The sequence below is a fragment of the Paenibacillus castaneae genome (assembly GCF_002884445.1).
Taxonomy (GTDB): domain Bacteria; phylum Bacillota; class Bacilli; order Paenibacillales; family Paenibacillaceae; genus Pristimantibacillus; species Pristimantibacillus castaneae.
On sequence record NZ_KZ614144.1, the window covers coordinates 6,181,514 to 6,200,407 of the forward strand.

Here is an 18,894-nt window from a genome sequence, read left to right on the forward strand (position 1 = left end):
TGTATTATAATTTGCTATATAACAAATTGTACTGGAGCTGATAAAAGACAATGAAAACCGAATTAATGTCCAGATTCATCTCTTATGCACAGGTTGAAACACAGTCCGATGAGAGCAGTGAGACCTGCCCGTCCACACCGGGACAGCTGACGCTGGCCCGCATACTCGTGGAAGAATTGAAAACCATCGGCATGCAGGAAGTAACGATGGATTCGAATGGTTATGTCATGGCTACTCTTCCGGCCAATACAGACAAAGAGATTCCTTCGATCGGCTTTCTTGCTCATATCGACACAGCGACCGACTTTACCGGAGCAGGTGTTAAGCCGCAAATCGTTGAACAATATGACGGACAAGACATCGTCTTGAACGAAGCACAACGTATTATTCTGTCTCCGCGTGATTTCCCAGAGCTATCCGGCTACAAAGGCCATACCTTAATTACAACAGACGGCACTACTCTGCTTGGCGCTGATGATAAAGCCGGAATTGCCGAAATCATGACAGCCATGGCTTACCTTATTCATCACCCCGAGCTGAAGCATGGCCGAATTAGAGTTGCCTTCACTCCGGATGAAGAGATCGGTCGCGGCCCTCATAAGTTTGATGTGGCTGCCTTTGATGCTGCATATGCCTACACGATGGATGGCGGTCCTCTTGGCGAGCTTCAATACGAAAGCTTTAATGCCGCAGGTGCCCGCGTAACGTGCAAGGGCAAAAACGTTCACCCTGGAACCGCTAAAGGCAAAATGGTTAACGCCGCCAAAATAGCAATGGAGCTTCATGGAATGCTGCCTGCCGACGAAACTCCCGAACAGACGGAAGGCCATGAAGGCTTCTTCCATCTATCCTCCATTTCAGGCGACGTAGAGCAAGCTGAGCTGCGTTATTTGATACGTGATCATGATCGTGATCGATTTAAGGAAAGAAAATCAGAGCTTACTCGCATTGTGGAAGAGCTAAGGGCGAAATACGGGGAAGAACGGATTGAGCTCGAAATAAACGACCAATACTTCAACATGAAGGAAAAAATCGAGCCTGTCAGAGAAGTAGTCGATATCGCCAAGCAAGCGCTTGAGAATCTCGGCATTCAGCCGATTATAGAACCGATTCGGGGCGGAACGGACGGCTCGCAGCTGTCTTACATGGGATTGCCGACACCCAATATATTCACAGGCGGGGAAAATTATCATGGCCGCTATGAATATGTTTCCGCAGACAATATGGTTCAGGCTGTAAATACCATCATTGAAATCATCAAGCTGTACGAACAAAGAAACTAGCTGTAAAACAATCCAATCTGCGTGAAGCTTGCTCATATACTGACAATAGGCTGCCGTCATCCAATGACGGCAGCCTATTTGTCAGTAATGGATACTTCATTAAATTATTTTATAAAGCATCTAACTCGTCAGCTGTCTTCTCATTCGAGGTTTGATTCAGCACATTATCTTCCAGCACAGCAAACTTATCACCGTATTCTTTAATAATGTGGCTCTCCCCCCAAGCGCATAACGAATCTAATATCGGCTTCAAACTCCATCCATATCCGCTGAGCTCGTATTCTACTTTGGGAGGAACCTGGTTGTAGCTCTTGCGGTTAACGATCCCGTCTTGCTCTAATTCTCTCAGCTGCTGCGTTAACATCTTTTGTGTAATGGCAGGCATTACACGCTTTAAATCGCTTGTCCGTTTTTTGCCATGCGTTAAATGACACAGGATGACACACTTCCACTTTCCCCCGATAACCTCTAATGTCGCTTCTACTGAAATATTATATTTTTTCTTGATCATAATGGAGTCCTCCCAAGCTGATTTACAGTAAATAATGACCCATATATTACTTTTTGGTGCCTATATCACTGAAAAGTACGTACTGTTCTTTCCGACTTAAATAAACCATAATAACATTTGCCGGCCGGTAATACTACACGAGAGGGGTCAAACAAATGTCATTAGATAAAAAGAGAAGTACGTTAGCACTCCTTGCGTTAGCCATTAGCGCCTTTGCGATTGGAACAACCGAGTTCATCAGTGTGGGGCTGCTGCCTCTTATCTCTGAAGACTTAAATATATCTGTTGCAACATCTGCATTAACCGTTACTTTATATGCATTAGGAGTTACCTTCGGAGCTCCTATATTAACATCGTTAACCGCTAATATTCCGCGAAAAACATTATTATTTGGGATTATGGTCGTTTTTATAGCGGGAAACAGCTTGGCTGCAACTGCCAGCGGGGTTGGCGTTTTACTGGCAGCCCGCGTCATCTCTGCGTTCTCGCACGGTGTATTTATGTCGATTGGCTCTACGATCGCAGCCGATCTCGTTCCCGAGAACCGCAGGGCTAGTGCGATAGCGATTATGTTCTCTGGACTGACCGTAGCCACGGTTACTGGAGTGCCGCTCGGCACCTATATTGGACAGCTATGGGGCTGGCGGGCAGCCTTTATCGGGATTGTGGCAGTCGGTCTAATAGCCCTCATAACCAACATGATCCTAATTCCATCCGATTTGCGCCGAGGTACCAAAACGCCGCTTCGTGATCAAGTCAAACTGGTTACAAATGGACGCTTGCTGCTTGCATTCTCCATTACCGCTATAGGATACGGGGGAACCTTTGTCGTCTTTACTTATTTATCCCCTCTGCTTCATGATATAACCGGATTTAAGGAAAGTACGGTTGCGGCCATTCTTCTTGTGTACGGTATTGCGATTGCCATCGGCAACATCATCGGAGGAAAAGCGGCCAATCGCAAGCCGGTTTCTGCTCTGTTCTTTATGTTTATTTTACAAGCTATCGTACTGCTCGTCTTAACGTTCACCGCTCCGTTTAAGGTCGCCGGATTAATTACGATTTTCTTTATGGGCTTATTAGCTTTTATGAATGTTCCTGGATTACAAGTGTATGTTGTTATGTTGGCTGAACGATTTGCGCCCAAAGCGGTAGATGTTGCTTCTGCTGTCAATATTGCCGCTTTTAATGCCGGCATTGCGATTGGGGCTTATATAGGCGGTGTAGTTACCGAATCGATTGGGCTTATCCATACCGCATGGGTAGGGTCATTGATGGTTCTCGCAGCTGTTGTCTTAACCGGCTTTGCACATGCCTTGGAAAGAAAAGATGAAACCAAACAAAGGAAAGTTTTTCTATGATCGCGAAACATTTGCAAGATACAACAACCCTACACAATGGTGTCAAAATGCCGTGGCTTGGACTAGGTGTGTTTAAAGTCGAAGAAGGCTCTGAATTAATCCAAGCTGTGAAATTGGCAATTAAGCATGGCTATCGCAGTATCGATACAGCCGCCATTTATGAGAATGAAAAAAGCGTTGGAATGGGCATCCACGAGGCTATTCTAGAGAACACTATTGCTAGAGAAGACCTTTTTGTCACTTCAAAAGTATGGAATGCCGATCTAGGATACGAATCCACACTCGCAGCTTATGAAACAAGTCTAAATAAGCTTGGGCTGGATTATCTCGATTTGTACCTTATACATTGGCCTGTAGAGGGGAAATACAAGGATGCATGGAGAGCTTTGGAAACCCTCTATAACGATGGACGTGTAAAGGCAATAGGAGTAAGCAATTTCAACATTCATCATTTGCAAGAACTGCTGAAGGACGCCGCTATTAAGCCAATGGTGAACCAAGTGGAATTGCATCCACAATTAACTCAGAAGGAACTAATAAGCTTCTGTAAGGAACAGGGCATTCAAATGGAAGCATGGTCACCTTTAATGCAAGGCCAGCTGTTAGATCATCCTATTCTAAAAGAAATTGCAAATAAGTATAATAAAACAATCGCTCAAATTATTGTGCGCTGGGATTTACAAAACGGCATTGTAACTATTCCAAAATCCACGAAAGAACATCGTATTATTGAAAATGCATCTGTATTTGATTTCGATCTATCCCGCGATGACCTAGCTCGGATTAATGATTTGAACGAGAATCATCGTGTTGGCCCAGATCCAGATCATTTTGATTTCTAATAGATATAAAGGCGCCATATCTTCCGGATAGGAAAATATGGCGCCTTTTATTTCGATTTCCTCGATTTATTCTTTAACCAAATCTTTTGTACTGCGTATCGTATCAATTGGTCGAACCAATTTTTCAATCTGCTCCCTTTGCGGCTCTAAGAATGGAGGAAGAGATAATTTTTCTCCAAGTGTTTCATAAGATTCATCTCCCATAAAACCAGGACCATCCGTTGCAAACTCGAATAAAATTTGCGGAGCAACTCTAGCGTACAAGGATTCAAAAAAGTGGCGATTCACATAACCGGACGATGGAAGACGGAAGCTATCCAGACGCTTAATCCATTCCTCCAATTGGCCGCGGTCATCGACACGGAATGCGACATGGTGTACCGTACCGAAGCCTTGCTGGGCTTGAGGCAGATCTGCATTATATTCAACGACCACTTGAGCGCCATTGCCGCCTTCTCCAACCTCAAATAAATGGAGCGAGCCTTCCGCATCTATTTCTTTAAACAATAGCACTTTCTCCATCATTTCTTTAAAGTATTCACCACTAGCTGTACGAATAAAGATAGGACCTAGACCGGTGATGGCATACTCTAATGGAATAGGCCCCTTCTGCCACGGTGTTCCCGCAGCAACACCTTTATTATGCTCATCCGAAACCAATTGATATTGCTGATCATCAAAGTCAACAAAAGAAAGCGTCTTTTTGCCAAACAACTCTTTTATTCCCGTATGCTTGACCTCCAGGCGGTTAAACCGCTCTTCCCAGTAGCGAAGCGCTGCATCGTTTGGTATGCGGAAAGAGGTTTTAAATATTTCATTCGTACCATGTACGCCTTTGGGGATGTTAGGAAAATCAAAAAATGTCATATCTGTTCCTGGGCTGCCTTGATCATCCGCGAAAAATAAATGATACGTTTGAATGTCATCTTGATTCACTGTTTTCTTAACTAGCCGCATGCCTAATACATATGTGAAAAATTCATAATTCCGCTCTGCGCTGCTTGTAATAGCTGTTACGTGATGTATTCCTTTTAATCCGTTCATTTCCTATTCCTCCATTTCAATTTTAGCTTTCCCAAAACAAAAAATAAAAATCTTTATTAAATAATCTTTAATTTAAACATCTTTAATTTAAGATAAATATATCACCTTTATTTAGAGCTGTCAACAACCATGCAGGAGTCCGTCATTTTTGAAAATAAAATGAGGCTGCAACGGCAGCCTCATTCCATTTACTTTGTTCTATTATGCGCTATTAAATCTTTTTCACAAATTCAGATTTTAATTTCATAGCGCCAAAGCTATCTATTTTACAATCAATATCATGATCTCCATCAATCAAACGAATATTTTTCACTTTTGTGCCTATTTTTATAACCAATGAGCTTCCTTTGACTTTAAGATCTTTAATTACCGTTACAGAATCACCATCATTCAAAACATTCCCATTTGCATCTTTAATCACTCTTATATCTTCACTATTTTCATTTACTGATTCTAATGACCACTCATGAGCACATTCTGGGCAAACAAGAAGACTGCCATCCTCGTAAGTGTATTCTGAATTGCATTCCGGGCAATTGGGTAAATTAGACATAGATTCATGTCCTCCATTCCTTATAATAAATCATTCTCCAAGCTCTCCTTGAAGTTCCTACAAGTATATTGGATATTCAGCCATGATTCCACTATATTAGACAATTGCTTCGGATTGGTGAAATAGCAACAGCCCGACTCATGAGGAGCCTGGCTGATTATCTGTCTAAACTATCTCATCATGCGTTTCACTAGTTCTCGATTGCGCTTTTTGAATACTTCATTATGAGAAGATACCATTGCCACCTTATGCGCATTGGGCTGTATGTATTGCTTCGCTTTGTTTACTGCGTTAGCAGCATCCTGGAACGCACCCGCTATTAAATGCAATTTTCCATCATGGCTCAAAATATCTCCTGCAGCATACAAACCTGTTATCGAGGATTCGCTCGCAGCACTGCCGGCAATATAGTAGTTATCCGCAATCTTAATTTCCAAATCGCTATTTTCCATTAATGCCGCATCGCGTTCAAAGCCGTGATTAATAATAATTTCATCGATTGGCAAATGCGAGACCTCTCCCGTTTCATGATTAGTTAGTACAACATGTTCAATGACTTCATGATTAGCGCTGGCAATTAGCTTCGTAATGGACGTGTTGAAGTAACAGACAACCGAGCTTTCCATTAGTTGTGTGACTTGTGCTTCATGCCCATTAAGAGCATCTTTTCTATACGTAATATATACCTTCTTGGCAATAGACTCTAACTCATTGGCCCAATCAATTGCCGTATTGCCTCCACCCGATATAATAACGGTCTTGTCTTTGAATCGCTTCAACGATTTCACAGTGTAATTTAAATTGGAAACCTCATATCTCTCAGCACCTTTGATCTCCAGTTTTTGAGGACTAAATATCCCCCCTCCAATAGCTACGATAACGGTCTTCGAATAATGCTTTTGGCCTGAAGCTGCTTGTAATATAAAAATATCCTCTTCATTTCGTGAAATAGACTCAATTTTTTCGTTTAGTACAACCTCTGGATTAAAGGTTAATCCCTGTTCAACAAGCTTCTCGATGAGTTGTTCTCCTGTAAGCGGCGTATGGCCGCCAACATCCCATATCATTTTCTCGGGGTAGATATGAATTTTCCCGCCCAGTTGTGATTGGAAATCGATAATTTTCGTCTTCATTTCTCTAAGCCCGCTATAAAAAGTAGAATACAGCCCCGCAGGACCTCCTCCAATTACTGTTACATCAAATAATTCTGCCCCGTCCATCACTCGGTCACCCCTAATCCAAATATTAATGATTATCATTCTCATTTGAATATAACCGTTTTCGATTCATTTGACAACAATTTAAACTTGACAAAGCAAATGGATAAATTTAAAGTATTTCATGTACCGATATCGATAATCATTATCAATTAAAGGGAGAATAAGTAAATGAAAACACGCTTTCTAATTCCATTCACGCTTCTTATCGTATTAGCTATAAGCGCTTGCAGTAATGCTAATGCCCCAGCAGACAACAACAGCACTGCAGGCCAATCAGGAAACAAACCCACTACGATCACTTATCAGTCCGAGAATGGGCCAGTTGAAGTGCCTGCTGATCCCCAGCGTGTTGTTGTACTTTCCTCCTATGCAGGAGATATGCTTGCTCTGAACATCAATGTTGTCGGTGTAGATTCATGGTCCAAGATGAATCCGAACTTTGAAAGCAAATTACAGGGTGCTCAAGAAGTATCCGATGAAAATCTAGAAAAAATTATCGAATTAAAGCCTGATCTTATCATTGGCCTATCCAATATCAAAAACATTAGTAAATTACAACAAATCGCTCCTACCGTAACGTTCACCTATGGAAAACTCGACTATTTAACACAGCACCTGGAACTCGGCAAGCTGGTGAACAAACAGAAAGATGCTGAAGACTGGATTAAGGACTTCAAACAGCGGGCACAAAAGGCTGGCGAGGAAATTAAAGCGAAGATCGGTGGTGATTCTACCATTTCTGTCATTGAAAACTTCGACAAACAGCTTTATGTATTTGGCGATAACTGGGGCCGCGGCACCGAAATTTTATACCAAGAAATGAAATTAAAAATGCCTGAGAAGGTAAAAGAAATGGCTTTAAAAGATGGCTATTATGCCTTGTCTCAAGAGGTTCTTCCTGAGTATGCCGGGGATTATGTTATCTTCAGTAAAAATCCAGAAGCAGATAGCTCATTCCAGCAAACCGATGTATACAAGAATATTGCAGCCGTAAAGAACAACCATGTGTATGAAGTGAACGCTAAAGCATTTTATTTCAATGACCGCCTGTCATTAGAATACCAGCTCGACTTCTTTATCAAAACTTTGCTAGGTAAGTAACCCCATGACCAAAAACAATCGAAACTCCATCTCATTCTTATTCAAACTGATCGCTGGACTATTCGTGCTAGTCGGCATGTTCGCCATTTCCATGATACTGGGTGCAGCAGACGCCACGATCAAGGATGTATGGCAGGCTCTCACCTCGAATGCTGTCGGCGAGAAAATCTTGATCATACGTGAGCTTCGATTGCCGCGCGAGATAGCAGCCATTTTTGTTGGAGCCGCATTAGCTGTCTCCGGTGCAATCATGCAGGGAATAACGAGAAATTCGCTTGCTGATCCAGGCTTGCTTGGCTTGACTGCGGGAGCCAATGCCGCACTTGCCTTTACCATTGCCTTTATTCCTTCCGCAAATTATTTCACGATCATGATCGCTTGTTTCATTGGTGCTGCGATAGGCTCTCTCATGGTCTTCGGTATAGGAGCGATGAAGAAGGGCGGCTTCTCTCCTCTACGACTTGTATTGGCAGGAGCCTCTGTTTCTGCATTCCTGTATGCCATTTCAGAAGGCATCGGTCTTTATTTCAAAATATCAAAAGACGTATCGATGTGGACTGCGGGAGGCTTGAGTGGCACTACATGGGGGCAGCTTCAACTGCTAGCTCCAGTCATTACATTAGGTGTACTTATCTCCCTCGTGCTGTCGAGACAGCTGACCATTCTTAGCTTGAACGAAGAGGTCGCTGTTGGCTTAGGGCAGAAGACGACGCTAATCAAAGCTATTTTAATTATCGTTAACGTCATATTAGCCGGCGCCGCTGTGGCGCTTGTCGGGAATATTGCCTTCATTGGATTGATGATTCCTCATGTTGTTCGGGCCATTGTCGGAACAGACTATCGTTTCATTATTCCGATGTCCGCTATTACAGGTGCCGTCTTCATGTTGTTTGCTGATACGCTTGGGCGGATCATCAATGCTCCTTATGAAACGCCGATGGCGGCTATTGTTGCCATGCTCGGCCTGCCCTTCTTCCTGGTAATTGTACGTAAAGGGGGAAAAGCATTCTCATGATCCATCCCGCATTAATTAGAAAACAACGTGTAATAATTGTTCTTTTATTGGCGCTTATTGCGATTACATTCATTGTGGGGATTAGGATGGGGTACTCTTCAATATCCTATAACAGAATCATTCCAACCCTTCTTGGTCATGGTACATTTAAAGAACACTTTATTCTGTTCTCCGTCCGATTGCCGCGAATGGTCATAACATTGCTGGCAGGTATGGCTTTGGCGTTATCCGGTGCTATTCTGCAAGGAATTACACGCAATGATCTGGCTGATCCGGGCATTATAGGCATTAATTCAGGGGCTGGTGTTGCCATAGCCATTTTCTTCCTGTTTTTCCCTATTGATGCCGGATCTTTCGTGTATATGCTTCCGCTGGTCGCATTTATCGGCTCATTGATTACCGCATGCTTGATTTATCTGTTGTCATATAGCCGATCAGTAGGTCTTCAACCCGTAAGATTAATTCTGGTAGGGGTTGGGTTCTCCATGGCGCTGTCCGGGATCATGATTGTCATTATTTCTTCAGCTGAACGTGCCAAAGTCGATTTTATTGCCAAATGGTTATCAGGAAATATTTGGGGTACTGACTGGCCCTTTATTTGGGCGATCATTCCGTGGTTAATCGTACTTATTCCATTCACTTTATACAAAGCGAATCGTCTGAACCTCCTTGGACTAGGCGAGCCTGTAGCCATTGGAGTAGGCGTATCAGTTGATAGGGAACGTATCGTGCTGCTGCTAACTGCGGTTGCACTCGCTGCTTCTGCTGTTTCCGTGACCGGAGGAATTGCCTTCATCGGTCTCATGGCACCTCATATTGCAAAGGCGTTAGTAGGCCCTCGCAACCAATTATTTATCCCTGTTGCCATTCTGATTGGCGGATGGCTGCTGTTGCTTGCAGACACTGTGGGACGCCAGCTCGTTGACCCAGACGGTATTTCTGCCGGTATTATGGTTTCGTTAATAGGCGCACCCTATTTTATGTATCTATTATTGAAAAAATAAAAAACAAAGATCCTTACTAACAGCCGATCAGGTTTCCAATACCTGTTCGGCTGTTTTGGGTCACTGACAATTATCGATTAAAGCAAACGATGCTAGCGACAAAAAACAGTTGGTATGTTATGGTGAATTACAAAAAAGGAGGAGTTTGTATGGAAAATTTAACTTATTTAGGTTTTGGACATACGGGTATGTTTATTAAAAATATGATCGAATCCAAAACGTTTTATATGGACATACTCGGCTTTAAGGTAGTCAGTGAATATACAGGGGAAGACGGCGCGAAGCTATGTTTTTTAAACAACGGGAATTGCACCATAGAGCTGATTGAATTTGCCGACCTCACGATTAGCAGAGACCGCAAAGACGGCATCATTGATCATCTGTCCATAAGAGTGGAGGATGTTGAAGCAGCGAAGTCCTATCTGGAATCAAAAGGAGTTCAATTCGAAACAGAAATTTTGTTTGACGAGAAGCTGTATGATCGTGGCGAAAGATTTGCTATGTTCAGAGGCCCCAGCGGCGAACGTCTACAGATTGAACAGATTTTGTAATCTGAATGAAGTGCTTTCTATTGATGATCGCAAACCTATTTGGCCTCTATCGTGTATCTGCTCGAAAAAAAATGGTTGGACCGGATGCAATTTGCATCCGATCCAACCATTTCTGCTTTACATTTCTTACGCTTTATTGGAAGAACCAAATTCACGCATTTTGCCTTGAACCGTTGCTTTAATCGCATCGCGGCCCGGTGACAAGAATTTGCGCGGATCGTATACTTCTGAATCAGAAGTTAAGATTTCGCGAGCTACTTTTGTAAACGCGATTTGGTTTTCTGTGTTTACGTTGATTTTTGCAGTTCCAAGTGAGATCGATTTCTTAATATCAGCAGTTGGAATTCCTGTACCACCGTGCAATACCAATGGAAGCTTAATCGTTTGGCAAATTTCTTCCATTTCTTTGAAGCCTAGGTTTGGTTCGCCTTTGTAAGGACCATGTACAGAACCTAGTGCTGGAGCAAGGCAATCGATACCTGTAAGCTCAACCAGCTGCTTACATTCTTGAGGATCAGCGTAGATAACGCCGTCAGCAATCACGTCGTCTTCTTGTCCGCCAACTGTACCTAGCTCAGCTTCAACGGAAACGCCGCGCTCATGTGCATAAGCAACAACTTGTTGTGTTGTTTTCACGTTCTCATCAAACGGTGAGTGAGAAGCATCTATCATAACCGAAGTAAAACCAGCATCAATCGCTGCTTTACATTTCTCAAAGCTTGAACCATGGTCCAAATGAATAGCAACTGGAACCGTGATTTTCATTTCTTCAATAAGAGATTTTACGATTGCAGTAACAACAGTAAAGCCTCCCATGTAACGAGCAGCACCTTCAGAAACGCCAAGAATAACAGGTGATTGTTCTTCTTGAGCAGCGCCAAGGATTGCTTGTGTCCACTCTAGGTTATTGATGTTGAATTGGCCAACAGCGTAACCTTCTTTCAAACCTTTGTTCAGCATGTCTTTCATTGAAACTAATGCCATGATAAATCCTCCTTCAAAATGACTGCGATTTAATGACTCGACCTTTCAATCATACCCAATTCATCTGCAGTTTAAAAATGCGTCCGTAAACTGCAGTTATACTGGCACGAACGGAATGGGCTTTTCCACGTTCACGTTCTACTCATCAGTCTACATGTTATCACAAATTTTAGTGGAAGACTACCTATAGAGGGGCAGAGTGCATGATGTTCGTTCTCTCTTTAGTAAAGCTTCGGCAGCTTATCCAGCGTTATGGCATAATCATGGTGGTATGCGTTATATAATTCCTCTCTTGTCGTCCACTCCTCTGTAGTACAGAAGTCGCCTGACCAGGTCATATACCAAGCCCACGGAATATGGGTTTCAGACAGCTGTTGAATGCTGGGAATAATCCCGATTTCGCCTAGAGCAACTACCTTTTCTGTAGGTGTTATTTGAACAAGCTCATCATATTCTTTTTTCAGATCCGAATGCTGGTGCTTAACCGGATACAAGTCTCTGGAAATTACGTCGGCTACATCATCGCCTACATACCCTTCCACAAGCGGAGAATTCCAAACCCAGATGAGATTGTTTAAATGATGATAATTAGTGTATCTGTCATACATGATTTGATATAACTTTTTGGCAGCTTCAGGCCCCTTATTGCCCCACCAGAACCATGTGCCTTCCGACTCGTGGAAAGGACGCCATAAGATTGGAATCTTCTTATCGCAAAATGGTTTCAAAATGTCCGCCATGGCATCCATATCAGATATTAGAGCTTCATATTCCTTAGTACCCACAATGACAGCCTGGGAAGCATCGAAGGTTGTATTCTCGGCATAGAATCCTTTGTCCCTGCTGCCGAATGGCGAGAACCAGTGCCAAGTAAATGTGACTAAGCCTTTTCTGTTCAAAGCCCAATCCCATGCATTATCAAGTGTATTTTTATTTTCTTCTACCTCAATTAAGCATGCTTCGCCAGCATCCTCATAATTAATGTTCGGAGAATAAGAAAGAAGCTCAAATCCGCAAAGTGCAGGGAGCTTACCCGTCAGCTCTTCAATATAATGAAGCTCCTTTTGAGCAGTCGTTAGTGTGTGCTGCCCCGTAATAATGCCCTTGCCGGAAATATCGCTAAGATATTGAAGTACAGCCTTTACCTCTTCGGAGGCATTAGGATTACATGGCGTTACATTTTTTACGATTGTCATCAAATATCTCTCCCTTTACCTTCTGTATATTCAATTTTCGAGCTACATTCGTTTTCCATTACAAGCCAGCGCAATTCCGATAATTTGTTATTTTTGTTATTTATGTTATTATTCCCCTACGTGTAGAGTACTCGGTCTTGTCCGTTAGGTCAAGAAAAATTAAACAAACAATCTCTTTATCGGAAGAAAATCATTTAATTATGCTTCTTGGTTCTATTCTTCTTGAGAATAACAAAGTTAGGAATGAAAAAAAGAGGTATTTCCACTGCCGTTAGGCTGTGGAAATACCCCTCTTACAACTAGATTATTTTCATTACCATTCTTTAATTAGCTTATGTTTATGTATAACGGTCCCGACCTGCTCTATTTCAGCCACAGTTGAAATAATCCATCAGATATCCCAAGGCTATACATATAGTACAGACCGAATAGCATGCTGACCGCTCCGGTAATCCGGGTTAATGTCAATTTCAAATTCACATTATTCGCGCTTAACACAAACGGAATACCTAGTATGGTTGTAAAGAACAGCATGCCTGTAATTGTGCCTAAGCCGAAAATCAATATATACAAGGTTCCATCCCAAACCGTTTGAACCGTTGACATCGTAAGCAAGACCATCGCGGCGCTTCCGGCCAGCCCATGTACTAAACCGATGAGTAAGGACTTCAAATAGGAAGTATGATTATGGGAATTGGACTGCTTAGAAAGAAAATGCTTATGCTGCTCATGGCCATGTTGATGCTGCTGCAAATGGGTTTTCTTCTTCCTGATTGACATCAGATTGACAATACCTAGATAAACGAGCATCCCGCCGACCATGAACTCCAGAAGACCGGACCATTTATCGGGAAGGGTGCTCTTTGTCAGTATGAGACCGAGGCCTACTGCCAACAAAGTAGCAGTGTGGCCAATCCCCCAAAATACGCCTACTAATGATGTTCGCCACAGCTTTTTTGTGTGGCTTGCAATGGTGGATACAGCAATAATGTGGTCGGGTTCTACCGCATGCTTAATACCTAGAATAAAGCCAATGCCAAGAATTGAAAATATACCGATATCCAATAAACACACCCCTTTGCGAAGGACTATTCTTATCCTTATGCCAAGGTGTTTATGAGCATAACTACTGCCACCATATTAATATTTACGGAATGATATAGGTTTCTTGCCCAGCAGCTGTTCACGAACCATGAGCCGGCACTGCTCGAATACGGTCTCTATTTGCATCGTAGACGCTGCCAGCACCCTTAAGGAAAAGCCAGAGCCCGCTAACGCGGATAGACCAATCCTACACGGACTCACAGCTGACCCAAAGGCTGCACTTAATGTTTCGAATATGTCGGGCGTAGCCAGTTCTCCTACAACTAATAAGGACCCCAGATGGGTATATCCCTCAAGAAGTCCAAGTCCGTCTATCGGACGTTCCTCTGGACATAGCCGAAGATGGTCAAATACAACTAGCTCGTCCTCCATATATATGATCGTCTTGAGCTGCAGCCGGCTGTATTGAAATAATTGGCCATCCGGGGACCAGCCCGGAGTTATGATTTCCCCGTAGACCAAGGTCGATCCCTGCGCCATGTGAACGACAGTTTCTTGCAAATATCGGGCATGTCGATAAGCGATGATGGGATCAGAAACAAACTCCAGATAACTGCCCGATGCCATTTGAATATCGGTTTGCTGAGTCACTGGAACTTTTAACGTTTTATAGATTTTGGTCGATGACTGCGTGGTCAGCAGCATGTGTGCATGTTCACCGAGAACAATTTCCGCTTTATATTTATCTCCGTCTACATAGCCTCCGCCGAGATTCATCATATAGAAGCAAGGTTGTCCACTATCATCGAGATACACAGGGGGTGTAATTTTATAAGCCCCCTGATTGTATACCTCGGATGGGATCGTTCTCTCTTGTTTCCGCTGAACCGCAAGCCGAAGAACACCCGTCCAATTGTCCATTCTATACGAGTCCCCTAAGCAGCACGTTTTTTTCAATCCATTCCACGACGGAAGCCAAACCGACATCTTCTTTCAGATTTGTGAAAATAAACGGTTTATTCCCTCGAAAGGCCTTCGTATCCGATTCCATCACTTCAAGGCTCGCGCCGACATACGGAGCAAGATCAATTTTGTTTATGATGAATAAATCTGATTTGATCATGCCCTGGCCGCCTTTGCGGGGAATTTTCTCTCCTTGGGCCACATCGATTATATAAATGGAGAAATCAACGAGTTCCGGGCTAAACGTAGCTGCCAGATTATCTCCGCCGCTTTCTACGAAGATGATTTCAACGTCGGGATGGCGATTTTTCAGCTCCTCAATTGCAGCGAAGTTCATAGAAGCATCTTCTCGAATGGCGGTATGAGGACATCCCCCTGTTTCGACTCCAATAATGCGATCCGAAGGAAGAACCCCATTCTTGATTAAATAATTAGCATCTTCCTTCGTGTAAATATCATTAGTTATAACAGCCATGCTATGCTGCTGGTGCATATGTCGGGTTATTTTCTCCACGAGCATGGTTTTGCCGGCCCCAACGGGCCCTCCTACCCCAATTCGAATCGGTTGCATCGTTCCTCCATCATCCTTTCCAGTTCATAATTACGACATAAAAAGCCGGATGTGCAGCCGCTCATGTCTCATTTGAGACAGCTCCAGCCCGGGAGACGTGATCCCGAACTGATTCTTATCCAACTCTTCTATTCTCTTGGCTGCTTGTCTTAAAGGAATTTGAGCCTCTTGAATGAGTCGCTGGCCGTCTGTCTGACCGAGCGGAATTCCACGCACTCCATTCTGAATCAAGCTTGCCGTAGACGAATATAAAAAAGACAATAAAGCGATGGGCAAGGGAATATGAAGATGCTGAGTAATGATCGCAAACGCAATGGCCGGATGGCCAAAGCTCCGCTGCGCCTTCACCCTGTCCTGATACGCGGCTAGCGCAGGCGAATCATAAAGCTCAAGGCCGAGCTGCACTAATCGTTGACCCATTCTCACATTCCCTTCCCGTGCCTCCTGCGAGAAGTTCTGTACCGTAATCATCCGGTCCCACGTCCACACTTCATCCCATTGCTCCCTCGCAAGCGCATCGTATACGAGCCTGAATACCAGTCCATCGGTATAGACCAGCTGTTCTTCGATGTAAACCCGTATCCATTCTGCAAAAGTTGACTTATCGATAACCTTCTCTTCCTGAATATACGTTTCGAGTCCAAAAGAATGGCTGAATGCCCCATTCGGCAGGTTGGAATCACACAGCTGCAGGAGCGGTAATAAATCGTCATCCATGGCTGTGCCCGATCGGTTTGAACGGCTGTTTCACCTTTAATTTTTCTTGTGTATATGGAATGCCGGAATGCTTCAGCAAATCCTCTACCAAATAATCGTACTGAACCAGCATTCGATCCTCTTCAAACTGTGCCGGCAGATGGCGATTGCCCAGCTTATGAGCAATATCCCCCATCTCCCCTATGCTGCGCGGCCTGATGATCAACACATCCTCCGGTACAACCTCCACCACAATAAGATTGTGGTCGTCCATGAATAGAACGTCACCGTGGCTAAGATTGGCAGGTTGAAGCAGCGAGATGCCGAGCTCTCTGCCATGATCCGTAACCACCCGCTGAACTCGTTTCAGCAGGTCGTCGCTCTGCAAATAGACTTTCTCTAGATGGCGGCTTAATCGGGTTTCTGGATGTACATCTTCAAGACTGGTTACGATTTGCTCAATAATCATTTGAAATCACCTCAGAATAAGTAGTAACGCTGCGCCATCGGTACGACGTCTACAGGTTCGCAAGTCAATAATTCACCGTTTACTGTTACCTCGAACGTTTGAGGGTCGACTGCTATTTCCGGAGTTTCCGCATTATGCTTCATCGCTTGCTTAGTCAGATTGCGAATGCCTCCAACCGGCAATATATTTTTCTGCAGTCCCAGCTGTTTATGCAATTCTAGATCATAAGCAGCCTGCGAAACAAAAGTAATGGTGCTGCTTTGCATCGCTTTCCCGTAAGCTGCATACATGGGACGCATTAGAATAGGCTGGGGCGTAGGAATAGCGGCGTTCGCATCCCCCATTGCAGCATGGACCACCATCCCGCTCGTCAACACTGATTCAGGCTTAACCCCAAAAAATGCTGGATGCCAAATGATTAAATCAGCTACTTTGCCGACTTCAATCGATCCGACATAGGAAGAAATACCGTGGGCAATAGCGGGATTGATCGTATATTTGGCAATATAACGCTTAACCCGATTATTGTCAGCGATCCCTTCGTCCCCTTCCAATTTCCCTCTTTGCTTCTTCATCTTATCGGCCGTCTGCCAAGTACGGCAGATCACTTCGCCAATTCGGCCCATCGCTTGTGAATCGGAGCTCATAATGCTGATTACCCCAAGATCATGCAAAATATCTTCCGCGGCGATCGTTTCGCGGCGAATTCGCGAGTCAGCGAATGCGATATCTTCAGGCACCTTCATGCTTAGATGATGGCAGACCATTAACATGTCAATATGCTCTTCGATTGTATTGACCGTGTAAGGCTTTGTAGGATTAGTTGAAGCAGGAAGAACATTGGAGTAACCTGCCATCTTAATAATATCTGGAGCATGGCCGCCGCCCGCTCCTTCCGTATGGTAAGTGTGAATAACCCTGCCATTAATTGCAGCAATCGTATCTTCGACAAACCCAAATTCATTGAGTGTATCGGTATGGATAGCCACCTGAACATCAAATTTGTCGGCCACACGCAAAGCATGGTCGATAGCAGAGGCGGTTGCTCCCCAATCCTCGTGTATTTTTAGTCCAATCGCACCGGCACGTATTTGTTCAGCCAGCGGTTCCTCAGCAGAACCGTTTCCTTTGCCCAAGAATCCCATATTAATAGGCAGACCCTCAGCCGCTTCCAGCATGCGGTGCATATTCCATATGCCCGGCGTACAGGTGGTCGCTTTCGAACCTTCCGCAGGTCCCGTTCCGCCCCCGATCAATGTGGTGAGTCCGGATGACAAGGCCACTTCCACTTGAAACGGATTAATCATATGTACATGGGTATCGATGCCTCCGGCTGTCACGATCAATCCTTCTGCGGACATGATCTCTGTTCCAGCTCCGATAATGATATCCACGCCATCCATAAGCAATGGATTCCCGCTCTTCCCTATTCCAGCGATTTTACCGTCAAGAATACCAATATCCGCTTTATATATTCCGGTGTAATCGATGATAACCGCATTCGTTATAACGACATCCATCGCACCGTCCGCACGTGTCGCCAAAGGATGCTGCCCCATTCCGTCCCGAATGGATTTGCCGCCTCCGAACTTGGACTCATCTCCATAGCTTGTATAGTCTTTTTCAATTTCGATGATCAATTCGCTATCCGCTAATCGGATGCAATCGCCAGTTGTAGGGCCAAACAGATCGGCATATTGTTTTCTCGGTATGATCAGGCTCATCTTGTGCCCTCCTTATCCAGCGGTCCATCAGTTCGGTTATTAAGTCCATAAACAAACCGTTTGCCTCCAAAGGATACCAACTCGACATCCTTAGCATCGCCCGGCTCAAAGCGAACGGCTGCGCCTGAAGGAATATTAAGATGCATACCGAATGCCCGCTCCCTATCGAATTGAAGAGCTGTGTTCACTTCATAGAAATGATAGTGGGAGCCCACTTGAATCGGCCTATCGCCTGTATTCAATATTTTGATGATATCCATGTTTCTCCCTTGGTTACAAATAATATCGTCCTCGAGTAAAATATACTCCCCTGGTTTCATCGCCGTTCTCCTTTTCAATGGGATTGATTCGTTAGCTTATCGGATAATGAACGGTAACTAATTTGGTTCCGTCCGGGAATGTAGCTTCTACCTGAATGTCATGAATCATTTCCGGGACACCGTCCATCACATCGCTGGCGGACAATATTTCCCTTCCTATCTTCATAAGCTCAGCTACTGTTCTACCATCTCGCGCACCTTCCATGATTTCATAAGTAACTAGAGCTATCGCCTCCGGATAATTTAACTTTAATCCTCTATTCTTCCGTCTTACTGCCAAGTCGGCTGCAACGACAATCATCAATTTCTCCTGTTCCCGAGCCGAAAGCTTCATTCCAATCCTCCTTAGACACAGTGAGTTCAACAAGCATCATTATTTCCTTAATTTAGTCAAACATTCAGAATTACAAAAAAAGAAGCTGACACTATTGATCGAATAGAT

At 43.9% G+C, this 18,894-nt stretch carries 21 protein-coding genes; 7 read left to right on the forward strand and 14 right to left on the reverse strand.

Translation table 11 applies throughout. The features are described from left to right. The first annotated feature begins 50 nt into the window (after window positions 1-50). Window positions 51-1,283: a peptidase T gene (gene pepT, locus CEF13_RS27810; protein WP_102715972.1), complete on the forward strand. Its 1,233-nt coding sequence runs from the start codon at window positions 51-53 to the stop codon at window positions 1,281-1,283. Between the two features lie 109 nt (window positions 1,284-1,392). Here the strand turns inward: pepT and CEF13_RS27815 are convergent, their stop codons facing one another. Then, window positions 1,393-1,794 (reverse strand): winged helix-turn-helix transcriptional regulator, encoded by a 402-nt coding sequence (locus tag CEF13_RS27815; protein WP_102715975.1) that lies wholly within the window; start codon window positions 1,792-1,794, stop codon window positions 1,393-1,395. 155 nt (window positions 1,795-1,949) lie between these two features. Here CEF13_RS27815 and CEF13_RS27820 point away from each other — a divergent pair, with 155 nt between their 5' ends. Together CEF13_RS27820 and CEF13_RS27825 are read left to right on the forward strand one after the other, a co-directional pair. Then, the gene (locus CEF13_RS27820) at window positions 1,950-3,155 is read left to right on the forward strand and encodes an MFS transporter (RefSeq protein WP_102715977.1); all 1,206 of its coding nucleotides are present in this window, start codon (window positions 1,950-1,952) and stop codon (window positions 3,153-3,155) included. Then, window positions 3,155-3,997 carry an aldo/keto reductase gene (locus tag CEF13_RS27825; protein WP_102716597.1) on the forward strand — a complete coding sequence of 281 codons (843 nt, stop codon included), beginning with the start codon at window positions 3,155-3,157 and terminating at the stop codon, window positions 3,995-3,997. Before CEF13_RS27820 ends, CEF13_RS27825 begins: the two co-directional genes overlap by 1 nt. Before the next feature lie 66 nt (window positions 3,998-4,063). On the opposite strand, the gene CEF13_RS27830 is transcribed toward CEF13_RS27825, so the two are convergent. From CEF13_RS27830 to CEF13_RS27840, 3 genes are all read right to left on the reverse strand, one after another. Then, entirely contained in the window at window positions 4,064-5,041 is a 978-nt protein-coding gene (locus tag CEF13_RS27830) for a ring-cleaving dioxygenase (RefSeq protein WP_102715979.1), read from the reverse strand. A 211-nt stretch (window positions 5,042-5,252) separates the two neighbouring features. Further along, entirely contained in the window at window positions 5,253-5,594 is a 342-nt protein-coding gene (locus tag CEF13_RS27835; RefSeq protein WP_102715981.1) for a zinc ribbon domain-containing protein YjdM, read from the reverse strand. Window positions 5,595-5,764: 170 nt separating this feature from the next. Continuing rightward, complete coding sequence (locus CEF13_RS27840) at window positions 5,765-6,814, reverse strand: NAD(P)/FAD-dependent oxidoreductase (RefSeq protein WP_102715983.1); 1,050 nt, start codon at window positions 6,812-6,814, stop codon at window positions 5,765-5,767. Window positions 6,815-6,982: 168 nt separating this feature from the next. On the opposite strand from CEF13_RS27840, the gene CEF13_RS27845 reads away from it, so the two are divergent. The 4 genes from CEF13_RS27845 (at window position 6,983) to CEF13_RS27860 (ending at window position 10,485) form a co-directional block, all read left to right on the forward strand. Then, the gene (locus CEF13_RS27845; RefSeq protein WP_102715985.1) at window positions 6,983-7,915 is read left to right on the forward strand and encodes an iron-hydroxamate ABC transporter substrate-binding protein; all 933 of its coding nucleotides are present in this window, start codon (window positions 6,983-6,985) and stop codon (window positions 7,913-7,915) included. Between the two features lie 4 nt (window positions 7,916-7,919). Beyond that, a complete protein-coding gene (locus tag CEF13_RS27850) occupies window positions 7,920-8,930 on the forward strand; it encodes a FecCD family ABC transporter permease (RefSeq protein ID WP_102715987.1) in 1,011 nt (336 codons plus the stop codon). Next, entirely contained in the window at window positions 8,927-9,934 is a 1,008-nt protein-coding gene (locus CEF13_RS27855) for a FecCD family ABC transporter permease (protein WP_102715989.1), read from the forward strand. The genes CEF13_RS27850 and CEF13_RS27855 overlap by 4 nt, the downstream gene beginning before the upstream one ends. A gap of 149 nt (window positions 9,935-10,083) precedes the next feature. Further along, window positions 10,084-10,485: a VOC family protein gene (locus CEF13_RS27860; protein ID WP_166742928.1), complete on the forward strand. Its 402-nt coding sequence runs from the start codon at window positions 10,084-10,086 to the stop codon at window positions 10,483-10,485. Between the two features lie 126 nt (window positions 10,486-10,611). On the opposite strand, the gene CEF13_RS27865 is transcribed toward CEF13_RS27860, so the two are convergent. The 10 genes from CEF13_RS27865 to CEF13_RS27910 form a co-directional block, all read right to left on the reverse strand. Continuing rightward, window positions 10,612-11,469, reverse strand: coding sequence for a class II fructose-bisphosphate aldolase (locus CEF13_RS27865; RefSeq protein WP_102715993.1), 858 nt, complete (start codon window positions 11,467-11,469; stop codon window positions 10,612-10,614). Between the two features lie 221 nt (window positions 11,470-11,690). After that, the gene (locus CEF13_RS27870; protein ID WP_102715995.1) at window positions 11,691-12,665 is read right to left on the reverse strand and encodes a glycosyl hydrolase; all 975 of its coding nucleotides are present in this window, start codon (window positions 12,663-12,665) and stop codon (window positions 11,691-11,693) included. 363 nt (window positions 12,666-13,028) lie between these two features. After that, window positions 13,029-13,730, reverse strand: a complete 702-nt coding sequence (locus CEF13_RS27875) for a HoxN/HupN/NixA family nickel/cobalt transporter (protein WP_102715997.1) — start codon at window positions 13,728-13,730, stop codon at window positions 13,029-13,031. Window positions 13,731-13,805: 75 nt separating this feature from the next. After that, entirely contained in the window at window positions 13,806-14,630 is an 825-nt protein-coding gene (locus CEF13_RS27880) for an urease accessory protein UreD (RefSeq protein ID WP_102715999.1), read from the reverse strand. Between the two features lies 1 nt (window position 14,631). Beyond that, complete coding sequence (ureG, locus tag CEF13_RS27885) at window positions 14,632-15,243, reverse strand: urease accessory protein UreG (protein WP_102716001.1); 612 nt, start codon at window positions 15,241-15,243, stop codon at window positions 14,632-14,634. 30 nt (window positions 15,244-15,273) lie between these two features. Then, a complete protein-coding gene (locus tag CEF13_RS27890; RefSeq protein ID WP_102716004.1) occupies window positions 15,274-15,960 on the reverse strand; it encodes an urease accessory protein UreF in 687 nt (228 codons plus the stop codon). Beyond that, window positions 15,953-16,408 carry an urease accessory protein UreE gene (ureE, locus tag CEF13_RS27895; RefSeq protein ID WP_102716006.1) on the reverse strand — a complete coding sequence of 152 codons (456 nt, stop codon included), beginning with the start codon at window positions 16,406-16,408 and terminating at the stop codon, window positions 15,953-15,955. Before ureE ends, CEF13_RS27890 begins: the two co-directional genes overlap by 8 nt. Before the next feature lie 11 nt (window positions 16,409-16,419). Continuing rightward, window positions 16,420-18,132 carry an urease subunit alpha gene (ureC, locus tag CEF13_RS27900; protein ID WP_102716008.1) on the reverse strand — a complete coding sequence of 571 codons (1,713 nt, stop codon included), beginning with the start codon at window positions 18,130-18,132 and terminating at the stop codon, window positions 16,420-16,422. Next, window positions 18,129-18,452, reverse strand: a complete 324-nt coding sequence (ureB, locus tag CEF13_RS27905) for an urease subunit beta (protein WP_102716010.1) — start codon at window positions 18,450-18,452, stop codon at window positions 18,129-18,131. The genes ureC and ureB overlap by 4 nt, the downstream gene beginning before the upstream one ends. 31 nt (window positions 18,453-18,483) lie before the next feature. Further along, window positions 18,484-18,786: an urease subunit gamma gene (locus tag CEF13_RS27910; protein ID WP_102716012.1), complete on the reverse strand. Its 303-nt coding sequence runs from the start codon at window positions 18,784-18,786 to the stop codon at window positions 18,484-18,486. Window positions 18,787-18,894: the final 108 nt, after the last annotated feature.

Bases quoted from the DNA above. Each gene is read 5' to 3' on its own strand.
- pepT (WP_102715972.1), top strand. From the start codon at position 51: ATGAAAACCGAATTAATGTCCAGATTCATCTCTTATGCACAGGTTGAA.
- CEF13_RS27815 (WP_102715975.1), bottom strand. From the start codon at position 1,794: ATGATCAAGAAAAAATATAATATTTCAGTAGAAGCGACATTAGAGGTT.
- CEF13_RS27820 (WP_102715977.1), top strand. From the start codon at position 1,950: ATGTCATTAGATAAAAAGAGAAGTACGTTAGCACTCCTTGCGTTAGCC.
- CEF13_RS27830 (WP_102715979.1), bottom strand. From the start codon at position 5,041: ATGAACGGATTAAAAGGAATACATCACGTAACAGCTATTACAAGCAGC.
- CEF13_RS27835 (WP_102715981.1), bottom strand. From the start codon at position 5,594: ATGTCTAATTTACCCAATTGCCCGGAATGCAATTCAGAATACACTTAC.
- CEF13_RS27840 (WP_102715983.1), bottom strand. From the start codon at position 6,814: ATGGACGGGGCAGAATTATTTGATGTAACAGTAATTGGAGGAGGTCCT.
- CEF13_RS27845 (WP_102715985.1), top strand. From the start codon at position 6,983: ATGAAAACACGCTTTCTAATTCCATTCACGCTTCTTATCGTATTAGCT.
- CEF13_RS27850 (WP_102715987.1), top strand. From the start codon at position 7,920: ATGACCAAAAACAATCGAAACTCCATCTCATTCTTATTCAAACTGATC.
- CEF13_RS27855 (WP_102715989.1), top strand. From the start codon at position 8,927: ATGATCCATCCCGCATTAATTAGAAAACAACGTGTAATAATTGTTCTT.
- CEF13_RS27860 (WP_166742928.1), top strand. From the start codon at position 10,084: ATGGAAAATTTAACTTATTTAGGTTTTGGACATACGGGTATGTTTATT.
- CEF13_RS27865 (WP_102715993.1), bottom strand. From the start codon at position 11,469: ATGGCATTAGTTTCAATGAAAGACATGCTGAACAAAGGTTTGAAAGAA.
- CEF13_RS27870 (WP_102715995.1), bottom strand. From the start codon at position 12,665: ATGACAATCGTAAAAAATGTAACGCCATGTAATCCTAATGCCTCCGAA.
- CEF13_RS27880 (WP_102715999.1), bottom strand. From the start codon at position 14,630: ATGGACAATTGGACGGGTGTTCTTCGGCTTGCGGTTCAGCGGAAACAA.
- ureG (WP_102716001.1), bottom strand. From the start codon at position 15,243: ATGCAACCGATTCGAATTGGGGTAGGAGGGCCCGTTGGGGCCGGCAAA.
- CEF13_RS27890 (WP_102716004.1), bottom strand. From the start codon at position 15,960: ATGGATGACGATTTATTACCGCTCCTGCAGCTGTGTGATTCCAACCTG.
- ureE (WP_102716006.1), bottom strand. From the start codon at position 16,408: ATGATTATTGAGCAAATCGTAACCAGTCTTGAAGATGTACATCCAGAA.
- ureC (WP_102716008.1), bottom strand. From the start codon at position 18,132: ATGAGCCTGATCATACCGAGAAAACAATATGCCGATCTGTTTGGCCCT.
- ureB (WP_102716010.1), bottom strand. From the start codon at position 18,452: ATGAAACCAGGGGAGTATATTTTACTCGAGGACGATATTATTTGTAAC.
- CEF13_RS27910 (WP_102716012.1), bottom strand. From the start codon at position 18,786: ATGAAGCTTTCGGCTCGGGAACAGGAGAAATTGATGATTGTCGTTGCA.